Below are 16,709 nucleotides of genomic sequence, written 5' to 3'. Positions count from 1 at the left end.
GGCCTGATAGAACGACTCCAGGACAAGACGGTTAACGATCGTTGACGAACGGAGCAGACCCATGGGTCAGGAGCACGCTGTGAAGTTCCCGCAGGAGGTACTCGACGAGTACACCGCCATGGGCATCGACCTGCCGGCGCTGTTCTCCGCGGGCGCCCTCGGCGAGCGGATGGAGATCCGCATCCTGGAGGCCTCCGCCGAGCGCGTCGTGGCGACCATGCCGGTCAAGGGCAACACCCAGCCCTACGGGCTCCTGCACGGCGGCGCCTCCGCCGTCCTGGCCGAGACCCTCGGCTCCGTCGGCGCGATGATGCACGGCGGCATCAACAAGATCGCCGTCGGCGTGGACCTGAACTGCACCCACCACCGGGGCGCCCGCTCCGGCACGGTCACCGGGGTCGCCACCCCCGTACACCGGGGCCGCTCCACCGCCACGTACGAGATCGTCATCAGCGACGAGCAGGACCGCCGGGTCTGCACCGCCCGCCTGACCTGCCTGCTGCGCGACGCCGCCCCGGCGGGGGACCCGGCCGGGGCCTGACGCCGCCGCAGGGCCAGAGGCGCCCGAGGGCCCGGATCCAGCCGCTCACAGCGGCGCGGTCCGGGCCCTCGCCCGTACCCGGACCGGGCCGTGCCCGCCCCACCGCCCGGAATCCGCCAGTCCGCACACCGCCCCGCCCGTGCTGTTGTGTCACCGATGGTGACGGCCTACCGTCCCCCCATGGGGACCCCGCCACGCACGGCCCGGTACGCCACCGCCCACGCCCTCCTCGCGGCGCTCGCACTGACCGGATGCTCATCTTCCGCACCACCCGCGGCAGAGGGCTCCACCAGCGCTTCCACCGGCCCTTCCGCCAGCGCCTCCTCGCCCGCACAGGTCTGCACGAGCCTCGTCTCGTACTGGGCGAAGGAGACCCTCATGGGCACCAAGTGGTCGGGGCTGGACTGGGAGCAGAAGGGTCTGTCCAACGAGCAGTACGCGATCCACGAGGACGCCGTCGCCGCAGGACGGGCCGAGGAAATAACTCACGGGCGGGACAAGGCACTTGAACTGATCGACCGGTTCGTGGCCCGCCGCTGCGCCGAGCAGAACGGCGCGACGTGGAGTTCGGAGAACTGGCGGCCCCCGACGTGACCCGGGTCACCGCATTCCCGCGCGCGCTGTCCGCCTTCCGGGCAGAGGGACCCGTACGGCCCAACCGCAGGTCGCAGGCCCTTCACCCCTTCGGGGAAGATCCAGTAGACGGGCCCCCACCCGTCCAGGTCGTCACTCTGCGTAGTTCACATGACGTACGTAATCCGCCTTTTCCCTGGAGAAGGGCCACCCGGAGGATTCTTTCGGACACGCGCAGCCACATTCGGCTCGATTTGATCTAAGACAGGTGCATGAAGGCCTCAAGCCCCTTAGGGAACCAGGTATTTCTCACCATGCGGACAATCTTGACCGTCGCTAAAAGCCCGATCTGTCCGTACTCACAGCACGCATTCTTGGCCTTGGCATAACAAGAGCGTCACATCCTCCGATCCCCGCTCCCCGTGTTCGCCACCTCGGGCCTAGAGTCACGGCCAGTCACCGCGCCGCAGAGCGCGAATCAGCACGGCCGTGGACCTCCCAGTGCGGCCCGGCGACCAAACGGCACCTCGACAGAGGGCGCCGCGCCAGGGAAAGGAAGAATCGTGCGACACCGTTCTTTGCTCGTCCTCACCACCGTGATCACCACGGGAGCACTGACCCTCACCGCTTGCGGCTCGCGCGACGGAGAATCCAAGGACAACGGCGGCGGCAAGAAGACCGTCGTGGTCATCGGCGTGGACGCCCCGCTCACCGGCTCGCTCTCCGCGCTCGGCCAGGGCATCAAGAACTCCGTCGACCTCGCGGCCAAGACGGCCAACAAGAACAACGAGGTCCCGGGCATCGAGTTCAAGGTCGAGGCCCTCGACGACCAGGCGGTCCCCGCCTCCGGTCAGGCCAACGCCACCAAGCTCGTCGGCAACAAGGACGTCATCGGCGTCGTCGGCCCGCTGAACTCCGGCGTCGCCCAGCAGATGCAGGGCGTCTTCGCCTCCGCCAAGCTGGCCCAGGTCTCGCCCGCCAACACCAACCCCTCGCTCAGCCAGGGCGACAACTGGGGCAAGGGCGAGTTCAAGCGCCCCTTCGACACCTACTTCCGCACCGCCGCCACCGACGTGGTCCAGGGCAAGTTCGCCGCCCAGTACCTCTTCAAGGACGCCGGCAAGAAGAAGGTCTTCGTCGTCGACGACAAGCAGACCTACGGCGCCGGCCTGGCCGCGATCTTCTCCGACGAGTTCAAGAAGCTCGGCGGCGAGGTCGTCGGCACCGACCACGTCACCGTGAAGGAGACCGACTTCTCCTCCACCGCCGACAAGGTCAAGTCCTCCGGCGCCGACTCCGTCTACTTCGGCGGCCAGTACCCCGAGGGCGGCCTGCTCGCCGACCAGATCAAGAAGACCGGCGCCAACATCCCGCTCATGGGCGGCGACGGCATCCAGGACCCGGCCTTCATCACCGCCTCCGGTGAGGCCAACGAGGGCGACCTCTCCACCTCCATCGGTTTCCCGGTCGAGAAGCTCCCGACCGCCAAGACCTTCATCGAGGACTACAAGGCCGGCGGCTACAAGGACCCGTACGCCGCCTACGGTGGCTACTCCTACGACGCCGGCTGGGCCATCGTCCAGGCCGTCAAGGCCGTCGCCGCCGCCAACGACGGCAAGCTCCCCAGCGACGCCCGCGCCAAGGTCGTCGAGGCCCTGGGCAAGGTCTCCTTCGAGGGCGTGACCGGCAAGGTCGCCTTCGACCAGTACGGCGACACCACCAACAAGCAGCTCACCGTCTACAAGGTCGAGGGCGGCAAGTGGGTCGACGTCAAGAGCGACACCTTCAACGAGTAAGCCCGTAGCACCCAGCAGCACCCATAACACCTGAACCACGCCGCGCGAGGGCGCAAACAGCGCCCTCGCGCGGAGTCTTATCCGACACGCTCATCGGAGGCCCTGCGGTGCACGAACTGCCGCAACAGCTGGCCAACGGCCTGGCCCTCGGTGCTCTCTATGGCCTCATCGCCATCGGGTACACCATGGTCTACGGCATCGTCCAGCTCATCAACTTCGCCCACGGCGAGATCTTCATGATCGGCGGCTTCGGCGCGCTCACCGCCTACACCGCCCTCCCGACCGGCACCTCCCTGCTGATCGCGATTCCCATCATGATCGTCGGAGGCGCGCTCGCCTCCGTCGCCGTAGCCACCGCAGCCGAACGCTTCGCCTACCGCCCCCTGCGCAGCGCCCCCAGGCTCGCACCCCTCATCACCGCAATCGGCCTCTCGATCGCGCTCCAGCAGCTCGTCTGGCAGTTCTACCCGGACGCCAAGAAGGCCGTCAGCTTCCCCGAGTTCAAGGGCGCCGCCTTCAAGATCACCGACAGCCTCGCGATCCAGCGCGCGGACGCCTTCGTCCTCGTCCTCGCCCCGCTGTGCATGCTCGCCCTCGGCATCTTCGTCTCCAAGAGCCGCAGCGGCCGCGCTATGCAGGCCACCGCGCAGGACCCCGACACCGCGAAGCTGATGGGCATCAACACCGACCGCATCATCGTCATGGCCTTCGCCATCGGTGCCGCGTTCGCCGCCGTCGCCGCGGTCGCCTACGGCCTCGACAAGGGCCAGATCAACTTCGAGATGGGCTTCATCCTCGGCCTCAAGGCCTTCACCGCGGCCGTCCTCGGCGGCATCGGCAACATCTACGGAGCCATGGTCGGCGGCGTCGTCCTCGGACTCGCCGAAGCACTCTCGATCGCCTACATCGAAGAGATCCCCGGCATGCAGCAGCTCGGCGGTGGAGCCTGGTCCAACGTCTGGGCGTTCGTACTCCTCATCGTCGTCCTCCTCGTGCGGCCACAAGGCCTGCTCGGTGAGCGCGTCGCGGATCGGGCGTGAGAACCATGACCAACACCACCACCCCGCAGACCGACACCGCGAAGCAGGGCCCCGCGCCCACCACGCTCCTGTACACGGTCATCGGCGGCAGCCTCCTCACCGTCGTCAGCGTCTTCCTCGCGTGGACCTGGACGGCCGAGTACCCCGGCGACCTGACCTACTACGGCAGCCCCGCCCCCATCCAGACCCTCAGCCTCATCGCGGCACTGCTCACCACCGCCTACGCGCTCTCCGCGCTCGGCCTCAAGGGCTTCCGCTGGCTCAGCCCCACCGGCTCCCGCAAGGCCCTGTGGATCCTCGCGCTCGGCACCCTGGTCGGCACCTGGTACACCGTCCTCTCCATCACCTGGGTCCTCGGCGGCGTCGTCCACCTGGAGCCTGGCGCCTACGTGGCCCTCGTCGGCTCGCTCATCCCGGTCCTGGCCGCGTACAAGCTCCCCGACGACAGCCACAAGGCGGCCCCCGCCAAGCGGCTGCCCTCCTGGGCCGAGATCCTCATCATCACCGGCGTCTTCGCCCTCGGCCTCTACGTGGTCACCTTCGGCATCGACACCGATGACAAGGAACCGCAGCTCTTCGTCACCTACCTGCTGATCGTCGGCTTCGCGGCCTTCGCCCTGCTCAAGTCCGGCCTCCTGGACCGCTTCAGCACCATCACCGCGAACAACCGCCAGGTCACCCTCATGGGCACCGCGGCCGCCGCGATCGCCTTCCCGTTCATCCAGCAGAGCGGCGACACCTACACGCTCATCGCGGTGAACATCCTGATCTTCGCGACCGTCGCCCTCGGCCTCAACGTCGTCGTCGGCCTCGCCGGTCTGCTCGACCTCGGCTACGTCGCCTTCCTCGGCGTCGGCGCCTACACCGCCGCACTGGTCTCCGGAAGCACCGCCTCCGCCTTCGACATCCGCCTCCCCTTCTGGGCAGCGATGATCGTCGGCGCCCTCGCCTCGCTCATCTTCGGCGTGGTCATCGGCGCACCCACCCTCCGCCTGCGCGGCGACTACCTCGCCATCGTCACCCTCGGCTTCGGAGAGATCTTCCGCATCGCCATGGGCAACCTCGACGGCGACTCCGGCCCGGACATCACCAACGGCCCCAACGGCATCCCCAACATCCCCCACCTCGAAATCTTCGGGTGGAACTTCGGGGAGTCCCACGACGTCGGCGGCATCACCCTCGGCGCCTACGCCAACTACTACTTCCTGATGCTGCTCGTCATGGCCCTGGTCGTCCTGGTCTTCTCCCGGGCCGGCAACAGCCGCATCGGCCGCGCCTGGGTCGCCATCCGCGAGGACGAGACCGCCGCCGAAGCCATGGGCATCAACGGCTTCAAGGTCAAGCTCATCGCCTTCGCCCTCGGCGCCACCCTCGCCGGCCTCGCCGGCACCGTCCAGGCACACGTCAACAGCACGGTCGTCCCCGAGAACTACGTCTTCGCCGGGCCCGTCCCGCCGAACTCCGCGTTCCTCCTCGCCGCCGTCATCCTCGGCGGCATGGGCACCATCCGCGGCCCCATCCTCGGCGCCGCACTCCTCTTCCTGATCCCGGCGAAGCTGGCCTTCCTCCAGGACTACCAGCTCCTCGCCTTCGGCATCGCCCTCATCCTGCTCATGCGCTTCCGCCCCGAAGGCCTCATCGCCAACAAGCGCGCGCAGCTCGAGTACCACGACGAAACCGCTGACCAGGCCCCCACGGACCTGGCCACCGCCAAGGCGGGGGCGTAACCACCATGACGACCACAGACACCACCACCACGACCGTCCTCGAAGCCAGCGGCGTCACCATGCGCTTCGGCGGCCTCACCGCCGTCAAGGGCGTCGACCTCAAGGTCAACGCGGGCGAGATCGTCGGCCTCATCGGCCCCAACGGCGCCGGCAAGACCACCTTCTTCAACTGCCTCACCGGGTTGTACGTCCCCACCGAGGGCACCGTCAGCTACAAGGGCACCGTCCTGCCGCCCACGCCCCACAAGGTCACCGCAGCCGGCGTCGCCCGCACCTTCCAGAACATCCGGCTCTTCCACAACATGACCGTGCTGGAGAACGTCCTCGTCGGACGCCACACCCGCACCAAGGAAGGCCTCTGGTCCGCCCTCCTGCGCGGCCCCGGCTTCAAGAAGGCCGAAGCCGCCAGCGAAGCGCGCGCCATGGAACTCCTCGAGTTCATCGGCCTCCAGCACAAGGCCGGACACCTCGCGAAGAACCTCCCCTACGGCGAACAGCGCAAGCTCGAAATCGCCCGCGCCCTCGCCAGCGACCCCGGCCTCATCCTCCTGGACGAGCCCACCGCCGGCATGAACCCGCAGGAAACCCGCGCCGCCGAAGAGCTCATCTTCGCCATCCGCGACATGGGCATCGCCGTCCTCGTCATCGAGCACGACATGCGGTTCATCTTCAACCTCTGCGACCGCGTCGCCTGCCTCGTCCAGGGCGAAAAGCTCGTCGAAGGCAGCGCCGCGGAGGTCCAGGGCGACGAGCGCGTCATCGCCGCCTACCTCGGCACCCCCTTCGAGGGCGCACCCGGCGACGAGGAAGTCGCCGAAGTCGAGGCCGCCGAAGCGCACGCCGACGCGGACGGCACCACCGGCACCACTGGCACCACCAGCACGGAAGGAGAGACCAAGTGACCGCGCTCCTCAAGGTCGAAGACCTCAAGGTCGCCTACGGCAAGATCGAAGCCGTCAAGGGAATCTCCTTCGAAGTCAACGAAGGCGAGATCGTCTGCCTCGTCGGCACCAACGGCGCCGGCAAGACGACCACCCTGCGCACCCTCTCCGGGCTCCTCAAGCCCAAGAGCGGCACCATCACCTTCGACGGCCAGCCGCTGGCCAACGTGCCCGCACACAAGATCGTCGCCATGAAGCTGGCCCACTCCCCCGAGGGACGCCACATCTTCCCCCGGCTGACGATCGCCGAAAACCTCCAGCTCGGCGCGTTCCTGCGCACCGACAAGGACGGCATCGAGAAGGACATCCAGCGCGCCTACGACCTCTTCCCCATCCTGGGAGAACGTCGCAAGCAGGCCGCCGGCACCCTCTCCGGCGGCGAGCAGCAGATGCTCGCCATGGGCCGCGCACTCATGTGCCAGCCCAAGCTGCTCATGCTGGACGAGCCCTCCATGGGCCTCTCCCCGCTGATGATGCAGAAGATCATGTCCACCATCGCCGAGCTCAAGTCCACCGGCATGACCATCCTGCTCGTCGAGCAGAACGCCCAGGCCGCGCTGTCGCTGGCCGACCAGGCGCACGTCATGGAGATCGGCAAGATCGTGCTCTCCGGCACCGGCCAGGACCTCCTGCACAACGAGGACGTCCGCAAGGCCTACCTCGGCGAGGACTGACCTCCCCGATACCGCGTGAGGCCCGCCTCCCCTCGGGGGGAGGCGGGCCTCACGCATGCGCGGGTCCTTCTCTGCGCCGTCCTACTTGGCGCCGTCCTTCTTCTTCGCCTCGGCGTCCTCGATGACCACCTCGGCGACCTGCTGCATGGACATCCGACGGTCCATCGACGACTTCTGGATCCACCGGAACGCGGCCGGCTCCGAGAGCCCGTACTGCGTCTGCAGGATGCTCTTCGCCCGGTCCACCAGCTTGCGGGTCTCCAGCCGCTGCGAAAGGTCCGCGACCTCCTGCTCCAGCGCGCGCAGCTCCGCGAAGCGCGACACGGCCATCTCGATGGCCGGGACCACGTCGCTCTTGCTGAACGGCTTCACGAGGTACGCCATGGCGCCGGCGTCCCGGGCCCGCTCGACGAGGTCGCGCTGCGAGAACGCGGTGAGCATGAGCACGGGGGCGATGGACTCCTCCGCGATCTTCTCGGCCGCGGAGATCCCGTCCAGTACGGGCATCTTCACATCGAGGATGACCAGGTCGGGCCGGTGCTCACGGGCGAGCTCGACGGCCGTCTGCCCATCCCCGGCCTCGCCGACGACGGCGTAGCCCTCCTCTTCGAGCATCTCTTTCAGGTCCAGGCGGATGAGCGCCTCGTCCTCGGCGATGACGACGCGGGTCGTCAGCGGCGGAACGTGCGACTGGTCGGCGTCGGGCGTGGGCGTCGACTCGTGCTCGGCGGTCACGGGGGCTCCTTGATACGGGGCGTTACTGCTCCCCCGAGCCTACCTAGCTACGGTATGGTGGACTCGCAGCGGGTCGAGGTAAACCTTCGATTCGTCGGGCCCCGGTAGCCCAATTGGCAGCAGGCGATGGATTCAAAACCCATTCAGTGTCGGTTCGAGTCCGACCCGGGGCACTTTTCCTTATTTTCCAAGGTCACGCGACATCGCGTGACCTTCACTCGTTTCGGCGAACAGTTCCCGAATGCTGCGCTTGAGCGAATTGCCCGCCGCAGCATCGAGCGTATGTACGATCTCGCCACCCGCAGAAATGCACTGGCCCTGCTATCAGACGGGCGCAGCCTCAACGCGGTCAGTAAACAGACCGGAATATCCCGCGCCGCGCTCCGCTCCTGGCAGGTCCGAATCGACCCCCTGACCCGCTTCGCCCCCTGTGCGCGTCCGGCCGACACGGCGTCGTACGCCTATCTGCTGGGCCTTTACCTGGGCGACGGCTGCATCAGCCCCCACCCGCGAGGCGGGCACCATCTCCGCGTCGCCTGCGCGGACGCATGGCCGGGACTGATCGAGCGGTGCCGCGCGGCGATCCTGGCCGTCCGCCCCTCCGACAAGGTCTACGTGCTTCAGCGCCAGGGCTGCGTAGCCGTCACCAGCTACGGTCGGCACTGGACGTGCCTCTTCCCCCAGCACGGGCCGGGCAAGAAGCACGAGCGCCGCATCGCCCTCGAAGACTGGCAGCAGGCGATCGTGGACACCCACCCGTGGGAGTTCCTCCGCGGGCTCATCCACTCCGACGGGTGTCGGATCACCAACTGGACCACCCGGATGGTCGGCGGGGAGCGGAAGCGCTACGAGTACCCGCGGTACTTCTTCACCAACAAGTCGGACGACATCCGCAGGCTCTGTACCGACACGCTCACCGCCGTCGGGGTCCGGTGGACCATCACCGCGCGCGGCAGCGACCCGTACAACGTGTCCGTCGCCCGCAAGGGATCCGTCGCGCTCATGGACGCCCACATCGGGCCCAAGTACTAGCGCTGGTGATCGTCATGCGGGGACCGTACGGCCTGGAGCTAGGTTGAGGTCAAGGCATGGTCGATCGAGGAGGGGACTGTTCATGAGCGAGAAGGCTCGCAAGCTGTTCGACGCGCTGGATCTGAACCACGACGGGGAGCTGACCCGCGTGGAGGTGATCTCGGCGCTGCGGTCCAAGGGGCCGACGCTCGCCGCGCGCGGGGATCTGCCGTTGTGGGCCGTCGGGGACGCGGACGCTTCGTCGGCGTTGTTCGACGCGGCTGATGCGAACGGGGACGCGGTGTTGTCGTACGAGGAGTTCGAGGCGGTGGTGGACCGCCGGTTCGGCTGGTAGCCGGGGCGGCGCCGGTGACCGCGTCGGGCCGTGGTGCCCGACGCGGTGGTGGCGGGTGTCAGCGGACGGCGTCGCCGATGTGGTGGATGCGGACGAGGTTGGTGGATCCGCTGACGCCGGGGGGTGAGCCGGCGGTGATGACGACGGTGTCGCCTGGTACGCAGCGGCCGATCCGCAGGAGTTCTTCCTCGACCTGGGCGACCATGGCGTCGGTGGATTCGACGTGGGGGCCGAGGAAGGTTTCGACGCCCCAGGTGAGGTTCAGCTGGGAGCGGGTGGCGGGGTCGGGGGTGAAGGCGAGGAGGGGGATGGGTGAGCGGTAGCGGGAGAGCCGGCGGACGGTGTCCCCGCTCTGGGTGAAGGCGACGAGGAACTTGGCGTCGAGGAAGTCGCCCATTTCGGCGGCCGCGCGGGCGACGGCTCCGCCTTGGGTGCGGGGCTTGTTGCGTTCGGTGAGGGGCGGCAGGCCCTTGGCGAGGATGTCCTCTTCGGCGGCTTCGACGATGCGGGACATGGTGCGGACGGTTTCGACGGCGTGTTTGCCGACGCTGGTCTCGCCGGAGAGCATGACGGCGTCGGTGCCGTCGATGATCGCGTTGGCGACGTCGGAGGCTTCGGCGCGGGTGGGGCGGGAGTTGTCGATCATCGAGTCGAGCATCTGGGTGGCGACGATGACGGGCTTGGCGTTGCGCTTGGCGAGTTTGACGGCTCGCTTCTGGACGATGGGGACTTGTTCCAGGGGCATTTCGACGCCGAGGTCGCCGCGGGCGACCATGATGCCGTCGAAGGCGGCGACGATGTCGTCGATGTTGTCGACGGCCTGAGGCTTTTCGATCTTCGCAATGACGGGGAGGCGGCGGGCCTCCTCGTCCATGATGCGGTGGACGTCCTCGATGTCGCGGCCGCTGCGGACGAAGGAGAGGGCGATGATGTCGGCGCCGAGGCGCAGGGCCCAGCGCAGGTCGTCGATGTCCTTGGTGGAGAGGGCGGGGACGGAGACGGCTACGCCGGGGAGGTTGAGGCCCTTGTGGTCGGAGACCATGCCGCCTTCGATGACGCGGGTGTGGACGCGGGGGCCGTCGACCGCGGTGACTTCGAGGGTGACGCGGCCGTCGTCGACGAGGATGCGTTCGCCGGCGGTGACGTCCGCGGCGAGTCCTTCGTAGGTGGTGCCGCAGGTGTGGCGGTCGCCTTCGTGGTCTTCGACGGTGATGGTGAAGTCGTCGCCGCGTTCAAGGAGTACGGGTCCTTCGTGGAAGCGGCCGAGGCGGATCTTCGGGCCTTGAAGGTCGGCGAGGATGCCGACGCTGCGGCCGGTCTCGTCGGCGGCCTTGCGTACGCGCTGGTAGCGCTCCTCGTGTTCGGCGTGTGTGCCGTGGCTGAGGTTGAGGCGGGCGATGTCCATTCCCGCTTCGACCAGGGCTTTGATCTGGTCGTATGAGTCGGTGGCGGGGCCCAGGGTACATACGATTTTCGCTCGGCGCATGAGGCGAGCGTATTCCCCTACTTAGGAGTAGGTAATCGCTTCCGGGTGTCCACTCAACAACCTTTGAGCAAAAGGTTGTTGACAACTGTTGAATGTGCATGGGGGTGCTCTGATGAGCACCCCCGGGGCATCATTTTGTGGGTTTTTCAGAGTTGCGGAGGGGTCATGGTGAAGCGGGCGTTCACCTGGGCGTAGACGGTCTGGCGCTGGGGTTCGAGGTCGAGGGGCGGGGGCCCGGCGTCTTCGGCGGCGCTGAAGGCCATGGTGCGCATTCCGGCGCCGGGGGCGGCGGGGAAGGGGGTGGCGTTCTCGGCGCCTAGGTCGGCGAGTTCGACGAGGGCGGCGAGGCGGGCGCCGAGCGCTTCGGCGTATTCGCGGGCGCGCTGGACGGCTTCGAGTACGGCTTGGCGGCGGGCCTGGCCGTGGGCGGGTGAGGTGGGGCGCAGGGCCCACCAGGGGCCGTCGACCTGGGTGAGTTCGAGGTCGGCGAGGCGGGTGGTGAGTTCGCCGAGGGTGGTGAAGTCGCTGAGTTCGGCGGTGATGTGGACGCGGCCGTGGTAGGCGCGGACGCGTTCGGCGCGGCCGTGGCGGGTGAGTTCGGGGGTGATGGAGAAGGAGCCGGTTTCGAGTTTTTCGACGGGGTCGCCGTAGCTCTTGATGAGGTCGAGGACGGTGTTGTTGCGTCGGGTGAGGTCGTCGAGCGCGGTGCGCCGGTCGGTGCCGCGGGCGCTGACGGTGATGCCGATGCGGGCGATCTCGGGGTCGACTTCGATGCGGGCTTCGCCGCGGACGGCGACGCGGGGTACTTCGGGGGTTCCGTAGGGCTGGTGCGATGCGTCCTGGGTCATGGCTTCACTGTCGCACTGTCGCTCGCACGGTGGCGGTCATCAGATCGAAACCTGGTCGGGGTGTTGTGGCCTGTTACCGGTGGGTCAGAATCTACGCGCGTTGTCTGCACTTCTGCGTACGCGTTTCACAAGGGGAGATGGCATGGCGTTCGACCGTAGGACGTTTTTGGGGACCACCGCTGCCACGGGTGCGGCTGTGGCGTTGACGGGGGCCGTGGGCACTCCGGCCGCGGCCCAGCAGGCCGCGAAGGGGCAGGGGCCGGCGCCGCGGACGTACGCGTTCACGGTGATGGGGACGACCGACTTGCACGGGAATGTCTTCAACTGGGACTACTTCACGGACAAGGAGTTCGACGACAAGGCGCACAACGACGTCGGTCTGGCGAAGATCTCCACGCTCGTGGACCAGGTGCGGGCGGAGAAGGGGCGGTGCAACACGCTGCTGATCGACGCCGGTGACACGATTCAGGGCACGCAGCTGTCGTACTACTACGCGAAGGTGGATCCGATCACCGCGCAGAGTGGTCCGGTGCACCCGATGGCGCAGGCGATGAACGCGATCGGGTACGACGCGGCGGCGTTGGGGAACCACGAGTTCAATTACGGCATTCCGGTCCTGCGGAAGTTCGAGGAGCAGTGCGACTTCCCGTTGCTGGGGGCGAACGCGCTGGACGCGAAGACGTTGCGGCCGGCGTTCGCGCCGTACAGCATGCACCGGTTGCGCACGCCGCACGGGCCGGACGTGAAGGTGGCGGTGCTGGGGCTGACGAACCCGGGGATCGCGCTGTGGGACAAGGCGAACGTGCAGGGGAAGATGACGTTCCCGGGCCTTGAGGAGCAGGCGGCGAAGTACGTGCCGAAGCTGCGGTCGATGGGCGCCGACGTGGTGATCGTGTCCGCGCACTCCGGTTCGAGCGGCACGTCCTCGTACGGGGACCAGCTGCCGTACATCGAGAACGCGGCGGCTCTGGTGGCGGAGCAGGTGCCGGGGATCGACGCGATCCTGGTGGGGCACGCGCACACGGAGATTCCCGAGTACCGGGTGAAGAACAAGGCGACGGGCAAGGACGTCGTGCTGTCGGAGCCGCTGAAGTGGGGGCAGCGGCTGACGCTGTTCGACTTCGAGCTGACGTGGAGCAGGGGCCGCTGGTCGGTGGCGAAGGTCGCGGCGAAGGTGTTGAACTCGAACACGGTGGCGGAGGACCCGAAGGTCGTCGGGCTGCTGGAGGACGAGCACCGCAAGGTCGTGGCGTACGTCAACCAGGTGATCGGTACGTCGACGCAGGCGATGTCCTCGGCCGAGGGTCCCGTCAAGGACGTGGCGATCATCGACCTGATCAACCACGTGCAGGCGCAGACGGTGAAGGCGGCGCTGGCGGGTACGGAGTGGGCGGCGCTGCCGGTGCTGTCGCAGGCCTCGTGCTTCTCGCGGACGGCGGCGATTCCGGCGGGGCAGGTGACGATCCGGGACGCGGCGGGTCTGTACCCGTTCGAGAACACGCTGGAGGCGCGCCTGCTGACCGGGGCGCAGCTGAAGGACTACCTGGAGTACTCGGCGCGGTACTTCGTGCGGACGGCGCCGGGCGACGTGGTGGATCCGGCGAAGCTGACGAACGCCGAGGGCGTCCCGGACTACAACTACGACGCGGTGTACGGGCTGACGTACGACATCGACATCGCGCAGCCGGTGGGTTCGCGGATCACGGGGTTGTCGTTCCAGGGGAAGCCGGTGGACGCGGCCGGGCAGTTCGTGCTGGCGGTGAACAACTACCGGGCCTCGGGTGGCGGGAACTTCCCGCACGTGCCGCAGGCCAGGCAGCTGTGGGCGAACTCGGACGAGATCCGGAACACGATCATCCAGTGGGTGAAGGCGCAGGGCACGGTGGACCCGGCGCAGTTCGCTTCGGTGGACTGGCGGCTGACGCGGGCCGGGGTCGCGGTGTTCTAGTTTCTTCGGCGCAGCGGTGTGCGGCCGGGGCCCGGTGGGTGAGCGTGCGGGGGCGCCGCCACCGGGCTCCGGCCGCTGCGTTTAGGGGTGGTCGACGAGGGGACGGAGTTCGCCCGCGGGCCGGGGGCGGGCGTGCTCGCGCTGTTCGAGGCCGAAGGTGGTGAAGGCGGTGCGGGCCGGCTGGGGGTAGGGGTCCTTGCCCGTGAGGGTGTTGAGGATGGCGGCGCTGCGCCAGGCGGCGAGGCCGAGGTCGGGGGCTCCGACGCCGTGGGTGTGGCGTTCGCCGTTCTGGACGAAGATCGAGCCGGTGACCGCCGGGTCGGTGATCATCCGGTAGCGGTCGTCGATGCGGGGGCGGCCGGAGGAGTCCTTGCGCAGGTAGGGGTCGAGGCCTGCGAGGAGGCTGCCGAGGGGGCGTTCCCGGTAGCCGGTGGCGAGGACCACGGCGTCGGTGGTGAGGCGGGAACGGGTGCCCTGTTCGACGTGTTCGAGGTGGAGTTCGACCTTGGTGGTGGCGACGCGGCCGGCGGTACGGACGCTGACTCCGGGGGTCAGGACGGCGTCGGGCCAGCCGCCGTCGAGGGTGCGGCGGTAGAGCTCCTCGTGGATGGCGGCGATGGTGGCGGCGTCGATGCCCTTGTGGAGCTGCCACTGGGCGGGGACGAGCCGGTCGCGGACGGGCTCGGGCAGGGAGTGGAAGTAGCGGGTGTAGTCGGGGGTGAAGTGTTCGAGGCCGAGCTTGGAGTACTCCATGGGCGCGAAGGAGGGGGTACGGGCGAGCCAGGTGAGGCGTTCACGTCCGGCGGGGCGGGCGCGGAGCAGGTCGAGGAAGACCTCTGCTCCGGACTGGCCTGATCCGATGACGGTGACGTGTTCGGCGCCGAGGATGCGCTGCCGGTTGTCGAGGTAGTCGGCGGAGTGGACGACGGGGACGGCGGGGGCTTCGGCCAGGGGGCGCAGCGGTTCGGGGACGTAGGGGGCGGTGCCGATGCCGAGGGCGAGGTTCCGGGTGTGGGTGCGGCCGAGGGCTTCGGCTTCGCCCGCCGAGTCGAGCTGGGTGAAGTCGACTTCGAAGAGGTCGCGTTCGGGGTTCCAGCGGACGGCGTCGACCTGGTGCCCGAAGTGGAGTCCGGGGAGGCGGCCTGCGACCCAGCGGCAGTAGGCGTCGTATTCGGCGCGGTGGATGTGGAACTGCTCGGCGAAGTAGAAGGGGAAGAGCCGTTCCTTGTGCTTGAGGTAGCTGAGGAAGCTCCAGGGGCTGGCCGGGTCGGCGAGGGTGACCAGGTCGGCCAGGAAGGGGACTTGGAGGGTGGCGCCGTCGATGAGGAGTCCGGGGTGCCAGCGGAAGTCGCGGCGCTGGTCGTAGAAGGCGGTGGCGAGTTCCCCTGCTCCTTGCTGCGGCAGGCCGTGGGCGAGGGCCGCGAGGGACAGGTTGAACGGGCCGATGCCGATTCCGACGAGGTCGTGGGGTGCATCGAGGTGGGCGGTCATCGGTGGGTGCTGCCTTCCAGGAGGGCGATCAGGGTGTCCAGGTCACCCGCCGTGGTGTGCGGGTTGAGCAGGGTGGCTTTGAGCCACAGGCGGCCGTCGGCGTGGGTGCGGCCGAGGACGGCGCGGCCTTCGTGCAGGAGGGTGCGGCGCAGGGTGGCGAGCTCGTCGTCGTCGGCGTGGGTGGGCCGGAAGAGGACGGTGCTGATGGTGGGCGCCGCGTGGAGTTCGAAGCCGGGGTGCGCGTCGAGGAGCTGGGCGAGGTGGTGCGCGAGCTCGCAGGTGCGGTCGATGAGGCGGATGAGGCCGTCGCGGCCCAGTGAGCGCAGGGTGGTGGCGATCTTGAGGGCGTCGGGGCGGCGGGTGGTGCGCAGGGAGCGGCCGAGGAGGTCGGGCAGGCCGGCTTCGGTGTCGTCGGTGGCGTTGAGGTAGTCGGCCTGGTGGGCGAGGGGGGCCAGCAGGGCGGTGTCGGGGACGGCGAGGAGTCCGGCGGCGACGGGCTGCCAGCCGAGTTTGTGCAGGTCGACGGTGAGGGAGTGGGCGCGGGCGAGTCCGGCGAGTTTGTCGCGGTGGCGGGGGCTGAGGGCGAGGAGGCCGCCGTACGCGGCGTCGACGTGGAGGTCGGCGCCGTAGCGGTCGCAGAGGTCGGCGATGCGGTGGAGGGGGTCGATGAGTCCGGCGTCTGTGGTGCCGGCGGTGGCGGTGACGAGGATGGGGCCGGGGGTGGTCGTGAGGGCTTCGGCGAGACGGGCGGGGTCGAGGGTGCCGGTGGGGGTGGGGACGGCGACGGCGGGGGGCAGGCCGAGGAGCCAGGCGGCGCGGGGGACGGAGTGGTGGGCGTTGGCGCCGTGCAGGACGGTGAGCCGGGGGCCGTGGCGTTCGCGGGCGAGGAGCAGCGCGAGTTGGTTGGCTTCGGTCCCGCCGGTGGTGACGAGGGCGTCGGGGCGGGGGGTGGCGTAGAACTCGGCGGCGAGGGTGCGGGTCAGGAGGGCTTCGACGGCGGAGGCGGCGGGGGCCTGGTCCCAGGAGTCGAGGGAGGGGTTCAGTGCGCTGGCCGCTAGGTCGGCGGCGGCCGCGACGGCGAGCGGCGGGCAGTGCAGGTGGGCCGCGCACAGGGGGTCGGCGGGGTCGGCGGCGCCGGCGGCGAGGGTGTGGACGAGGGTCCGCAGCGCTTCGTGGTCGCCGGTGCCGTGGGTGGGCAGTACGTCGCCCAGTGCGGCTTGGACGCGGGCGGCGAGGGCGTCGGGGCCGCCGGCCGGGAGGGGGCCGCCGCGCTCCCGCGCGCCGGTGTGCAGGGCGTCGAGGACGGTGTCGAGCAGGGGCCGCAGGGCGGCCGGCCCGTCCGCGCCCCCGGCGAGGGGCGGGATGCAGGTGGCCGTGCCGGGGCGTGGGGGATTGCCTGGGCCTGTGCCGGGCGGCGCGGTCATCGGGTCCTCCGGGGCTGGGAGGGGTGCGGTGCGGGGCACCCGGCCAGTACAACGATCCGACCCGAATGGGGTAACCGCCGGGGTTTGTCCGAGGTGTACCGATGCCGCACGGCCGGCCC

General features: G+C 69.1%; 15 protein-coding genes and 1 tRNA gene. 11 read left to right on the top strand and 5 right to left on the bottom strand.

The features are described 5' to 3' along the window. The first annotated feature begins 61 nt into the window (after positions 1 to 61). From ACF059_RS26370 to ACF059_RS26340, 7 genes are all read left to right on the top strand, one after another. A complete protein-coding gene (locus tag ACF059_RS26370; protein WP_392061561.1) occupies positions 62 to 541 on the top strand; it encodes a PaaI family thioesterase in 480 nt (159 codons plus the stop codon). Positions 542 to 721: 180 nt separating this feature from the next. Beyond that, on the top strand, positions 722 to 1,135 hold the full coding sequence (locus ACF059_RS26365) for a hypothetical protein (protein WP_392061558.1): 414 nt from the start codon (positions 722 to 724) through the stop codon (positions 1,133 to 1,135). Positions 1,136 to 1,677: 542 nt separating this feature from the next. Beyond that, the gene (locus ACF059_RS26360; protein WP_392061555.1) at positions 1,678 to 2,910 is read left to right on the top strand and encodes a branched-chain amino acid ABC transporter substrate-binding protein; all 1,233 of its coding nucleotides are present in this window, start codon (positions 1,678 to 1,680) and stop codon (positions 2,908 to 2,910) included. A gap of 107 nt (positions 2,911 to 3,017) precedes the next feature. Then, entirely contained in the window at positions 3,018 to 3,950 is a 933-nt protein-coding gene (locus ACF059_RS26355) for a branched-chain amino acid ABC transporter permease (RefSeq protein WP_366866885.1), read from the top strand. A gap of 5 nt (positions 3,951 to 3,955) precedes the next feature. Continuing rightward, positions 3,956 to 5,677 (top strand): branched-chain amino acid ABC transporter permease, encoded by a 1,722-nt coding sequence (locus ACF059_RS26350; protein WP_392061916.1) that lies wholly within the window; start codon positions 3,956 to 3,958, stop codon positions 5,675 to 5,677. Positions 5,678 to 5,682: 5 nt separating this feature from the next. Then, entirely contained in the window at positions 5,683 to 6,579 is an 897-nt protein-coding gene (locus ACF059_RS26345) for an ABC transporter ATP-binding protein (RefSeq protein WP_392061552.1), read from the top strand. Continuing rightward, the gene (locus tag ACF059_RS26340) at positions 6,576 to 7,292 is read left to right on the top strand and encodes an ABC transporter ATP-binding protein (RefSeq protein ID WP_392061549.1); all 717 of its coding nucleotides are present in this window, start codon (positions 6,576 to 6,578) and stop codon (positions 7,290 to 7,292) included. The genes ACF059_RS26345 and ACF059_RS26340 overlap by 4 nt, the downstream gene beginning before the upstream one ends. An 81-nt stretch (positions 7,293 to 7,373) precedes the next feature. On the opposite strand, the gene ACF059_RS26335 is transcribed toward ACF059_RS26340, so the two are convergent. Then, entirely contained in the window at positions 7,374 to 8,027 is a 654-nt protein-coding gene (locus ACF059_RS26335) for a response regulator (protein WP_360890441.1), read from the bottom strand. A gap of 98 nt (positions 8,028 to 8,125) precedes the next feature. Between ACF059_RS26335 and ACF059_RS26330 the strand changes: the two genes are divergently transcribed. The 3 genes from ACF059_RS26330 to ACF059_RS26320 all read left to right on the top strand — a co-directional run bounded on the left by ACF059_RS26330 (position 8,126) and on the right by ACF059_RS26320 (position 9,393). Next, positions 8,126 to 8,200 (top strand) — tRNA-Leu (locus ACF059_RS26330). A 109-nt stretch (positions 8,201 to 8,309) separates the two neighbouring features. Further along, on the top strand, positions 8,310 to 9,059 hold the full coding sequence (locus ACF059_RS26325) for a transcriptional regulator (protein ID WP_392061546.1): 750 nt from the start codon (positions 8,310 to 8,312) through the stop codon (positions 9,057 to 9,059). An 82-nt stretch (positions 9,060 to 9,141) separates the two neighbouring features. After that, positions 9,142 to 9,393, top strand: a complete 252-nt coding sequence (locus ACF059_RS26320) for an EF-hand domain-containing protein (protein WP_361953510.1) — start codon at positions 9,142 to 9,144, stop codon at positions 9,391 to 9,393. A 58-nt stretch (positions 9,394 to 9,451) separates the two neighbouring features. Here the strand turns inward: ACF059_RS26320 and pyk are convergent, their stop codons facing one another. Together pyk and ACF059_RS26310 are read right to left on the bottom strand one after the other, a co-directional pair. After that, positions 9,452 to 10,879, bottom strand: a complete 1,428-nt coding sequence (gene pyk / locus ACF059_RS26315; protein WP_392061543.1) for a pyruvate kinase — start codon at positions 10,877 to 10,879, stop codon at positions 9,452 to 9,454. A 146-nt stretch (positions 10,880 to 11,025) separates the two neighbouring features. Then, positions 11,026 to 11,727 carry an SIMPL domain-containing protein gene (locus tag ACF059_RS26310; RefSeq protein WP_361953504.1) on the bottom strand — a complete coding sequence of 234 codons (702 nt, stop codon included), beginning with the start codon at positions 11,725 to 11,727 and terminating at the stop codon, positions 11,026 to 11,028. A gap of 142 nt (positions 11,728 to 11,869) precedes the next feature. Between ACF059_RS26310 and ACF059_RS26305 the strand changes: the two genes are divergently transcribed. After that, on the top strand, positions 11,870 to 13,675 hold the full coding sequence (locus ACF059_RS26305; protein WP_392061540.1) for a bifunctional metallophosphatase/5'-nucleotidase: 1,806 nt from the start codon (positions 11,870 to 11,872) through the stop codon (positions 13,673 to 13,675). An 81-nt stretch (positions 13,676 to 13,756) separates the two neighbouring features. Here the strand turns inward: ACF059_RS26305 and ACF059_RS26300 are convergent, their stop codons facing one another. Together ACF059_RS26300 and ACF059_RS26295 are read right to left on the bottom strand one after the other, a co-directional pair. Continuing rightward, positions 13,757 to 15,166: a lysine N(6)-hydroxylase/L-ornithine N(5)-oxygenase family protein gene (locus ACF059_RS26300; RefSeq protein ID WP_392061537.1), complete on the bottom strand. Its 1,410-nt coding sequence runs from the start codon at positions 15,164 to 15,166 to the stop codon at positions 13,757 to 13,759. Then, positions 15,163 to 16,590 (bottom strand): pyridoxal phosphate-dependent decarboxylase family protein, encoded by a 1,428-nt coding sequence (locus ACF059_RS26295; protein ID WP_392061534.1) that lies wholly within the window; start codon positions 16,588 to 16,590, stop codon positions 15,163 to 15,165. Before ACF059_RS26295 ends, ACF059_RS26300 begins: the two co-directional genes overlap by 4 nt. Positions 16,591 to 16,709 lie beyond the last annotated feature (119 nt).

The organism is Streptomyces sp. NPDC016562 (assembly GCF_043076955.1).
Classification (GTDB): domain Bacteria; phylum Actinomycetota; class Actinomycetes; order Streptomycetales; family Streptomycetaceae; genus Streptomyces.
The sequence above is the reverse complement of the archived record's forward strand: the minus strand, read 5'-3'. Positions and strand labels throughout refer to the sequence as shown.

Coding starts and splice junctions, on each gene's coding strand:
- ACF059_RS26320 (WP_361953510.1), top strand. CDS start 9,142: ATGAGCGAGAAGGCTCGCAAGCTGTTCGACGCGCTGGATCTGAACCAC.
- ACF059_RS26300 (WP_392061537.1), bottom strand. CDS start 15,166: ATGACCGCCCACCTCGATGCACCCCACGACCTCGTCGGAATCGGCATC.
- ACF059_RS26345 (WP_392061552.1), top strand. CDS start 5,683: ATGACGACCACAGACACCACCACCACGACCGTCCTCGAAGCCAGCGGC.
- ACF059_RS26295 (WP_392061534.1), bottom strand. CDS start 16,590: ATGACCGCGCCGCCCGGCACAGGCCCAGGCAATCCCCCACGCCCCGGC.
- ACF059_RS26365 (WP_392061558.1), top strand. CDS start 722: ATGGGGACCCCGCCACGCACGGCCCGGTACGCCACCGCCCACGCCCTC.
- pyk (WP_392061543.1), bottom strand. CDS start 10,879: ATGCGCCGAGCGAAAATCGTATGTACCCTGGGCCCCGCCACCGACTCA.
- ACF059_RS26310 (WP_361953504.1), bottom strand. CDS start 11,727: ATGACCCAGGACGCATCGCACCAGCCCTACGGAACCCCCGAAGTACCC.
- ACF059_RS26305 (WP_392061540.1), top strand. CDS start 11,870: ATGGCGTTCGACCGTAGGACGTTTTTGGGGACCACCGCTGCCACGGGT.
- ACF059_RS26325 (WP_392061546.1), top strand. CDS start 8,310: ATGTACGATCTCGCCACCCGCAGAAATGCACTGGCCCTGCTATCAGAC.
- ACF059_RS26370 (WP_392061561.1), top strand. CDS start 62: ATGGGTCAGGAGCACGCTGTGAAGTTCCCGCAGGAGGTACTCGACGAG.
- ACF059_RS26350 (WP_392061916.1), top strand. CDS start 3,956: ATGACCAACACCACCACCCCGCAGACCGACACCGCGAAGCAGGGCCCC.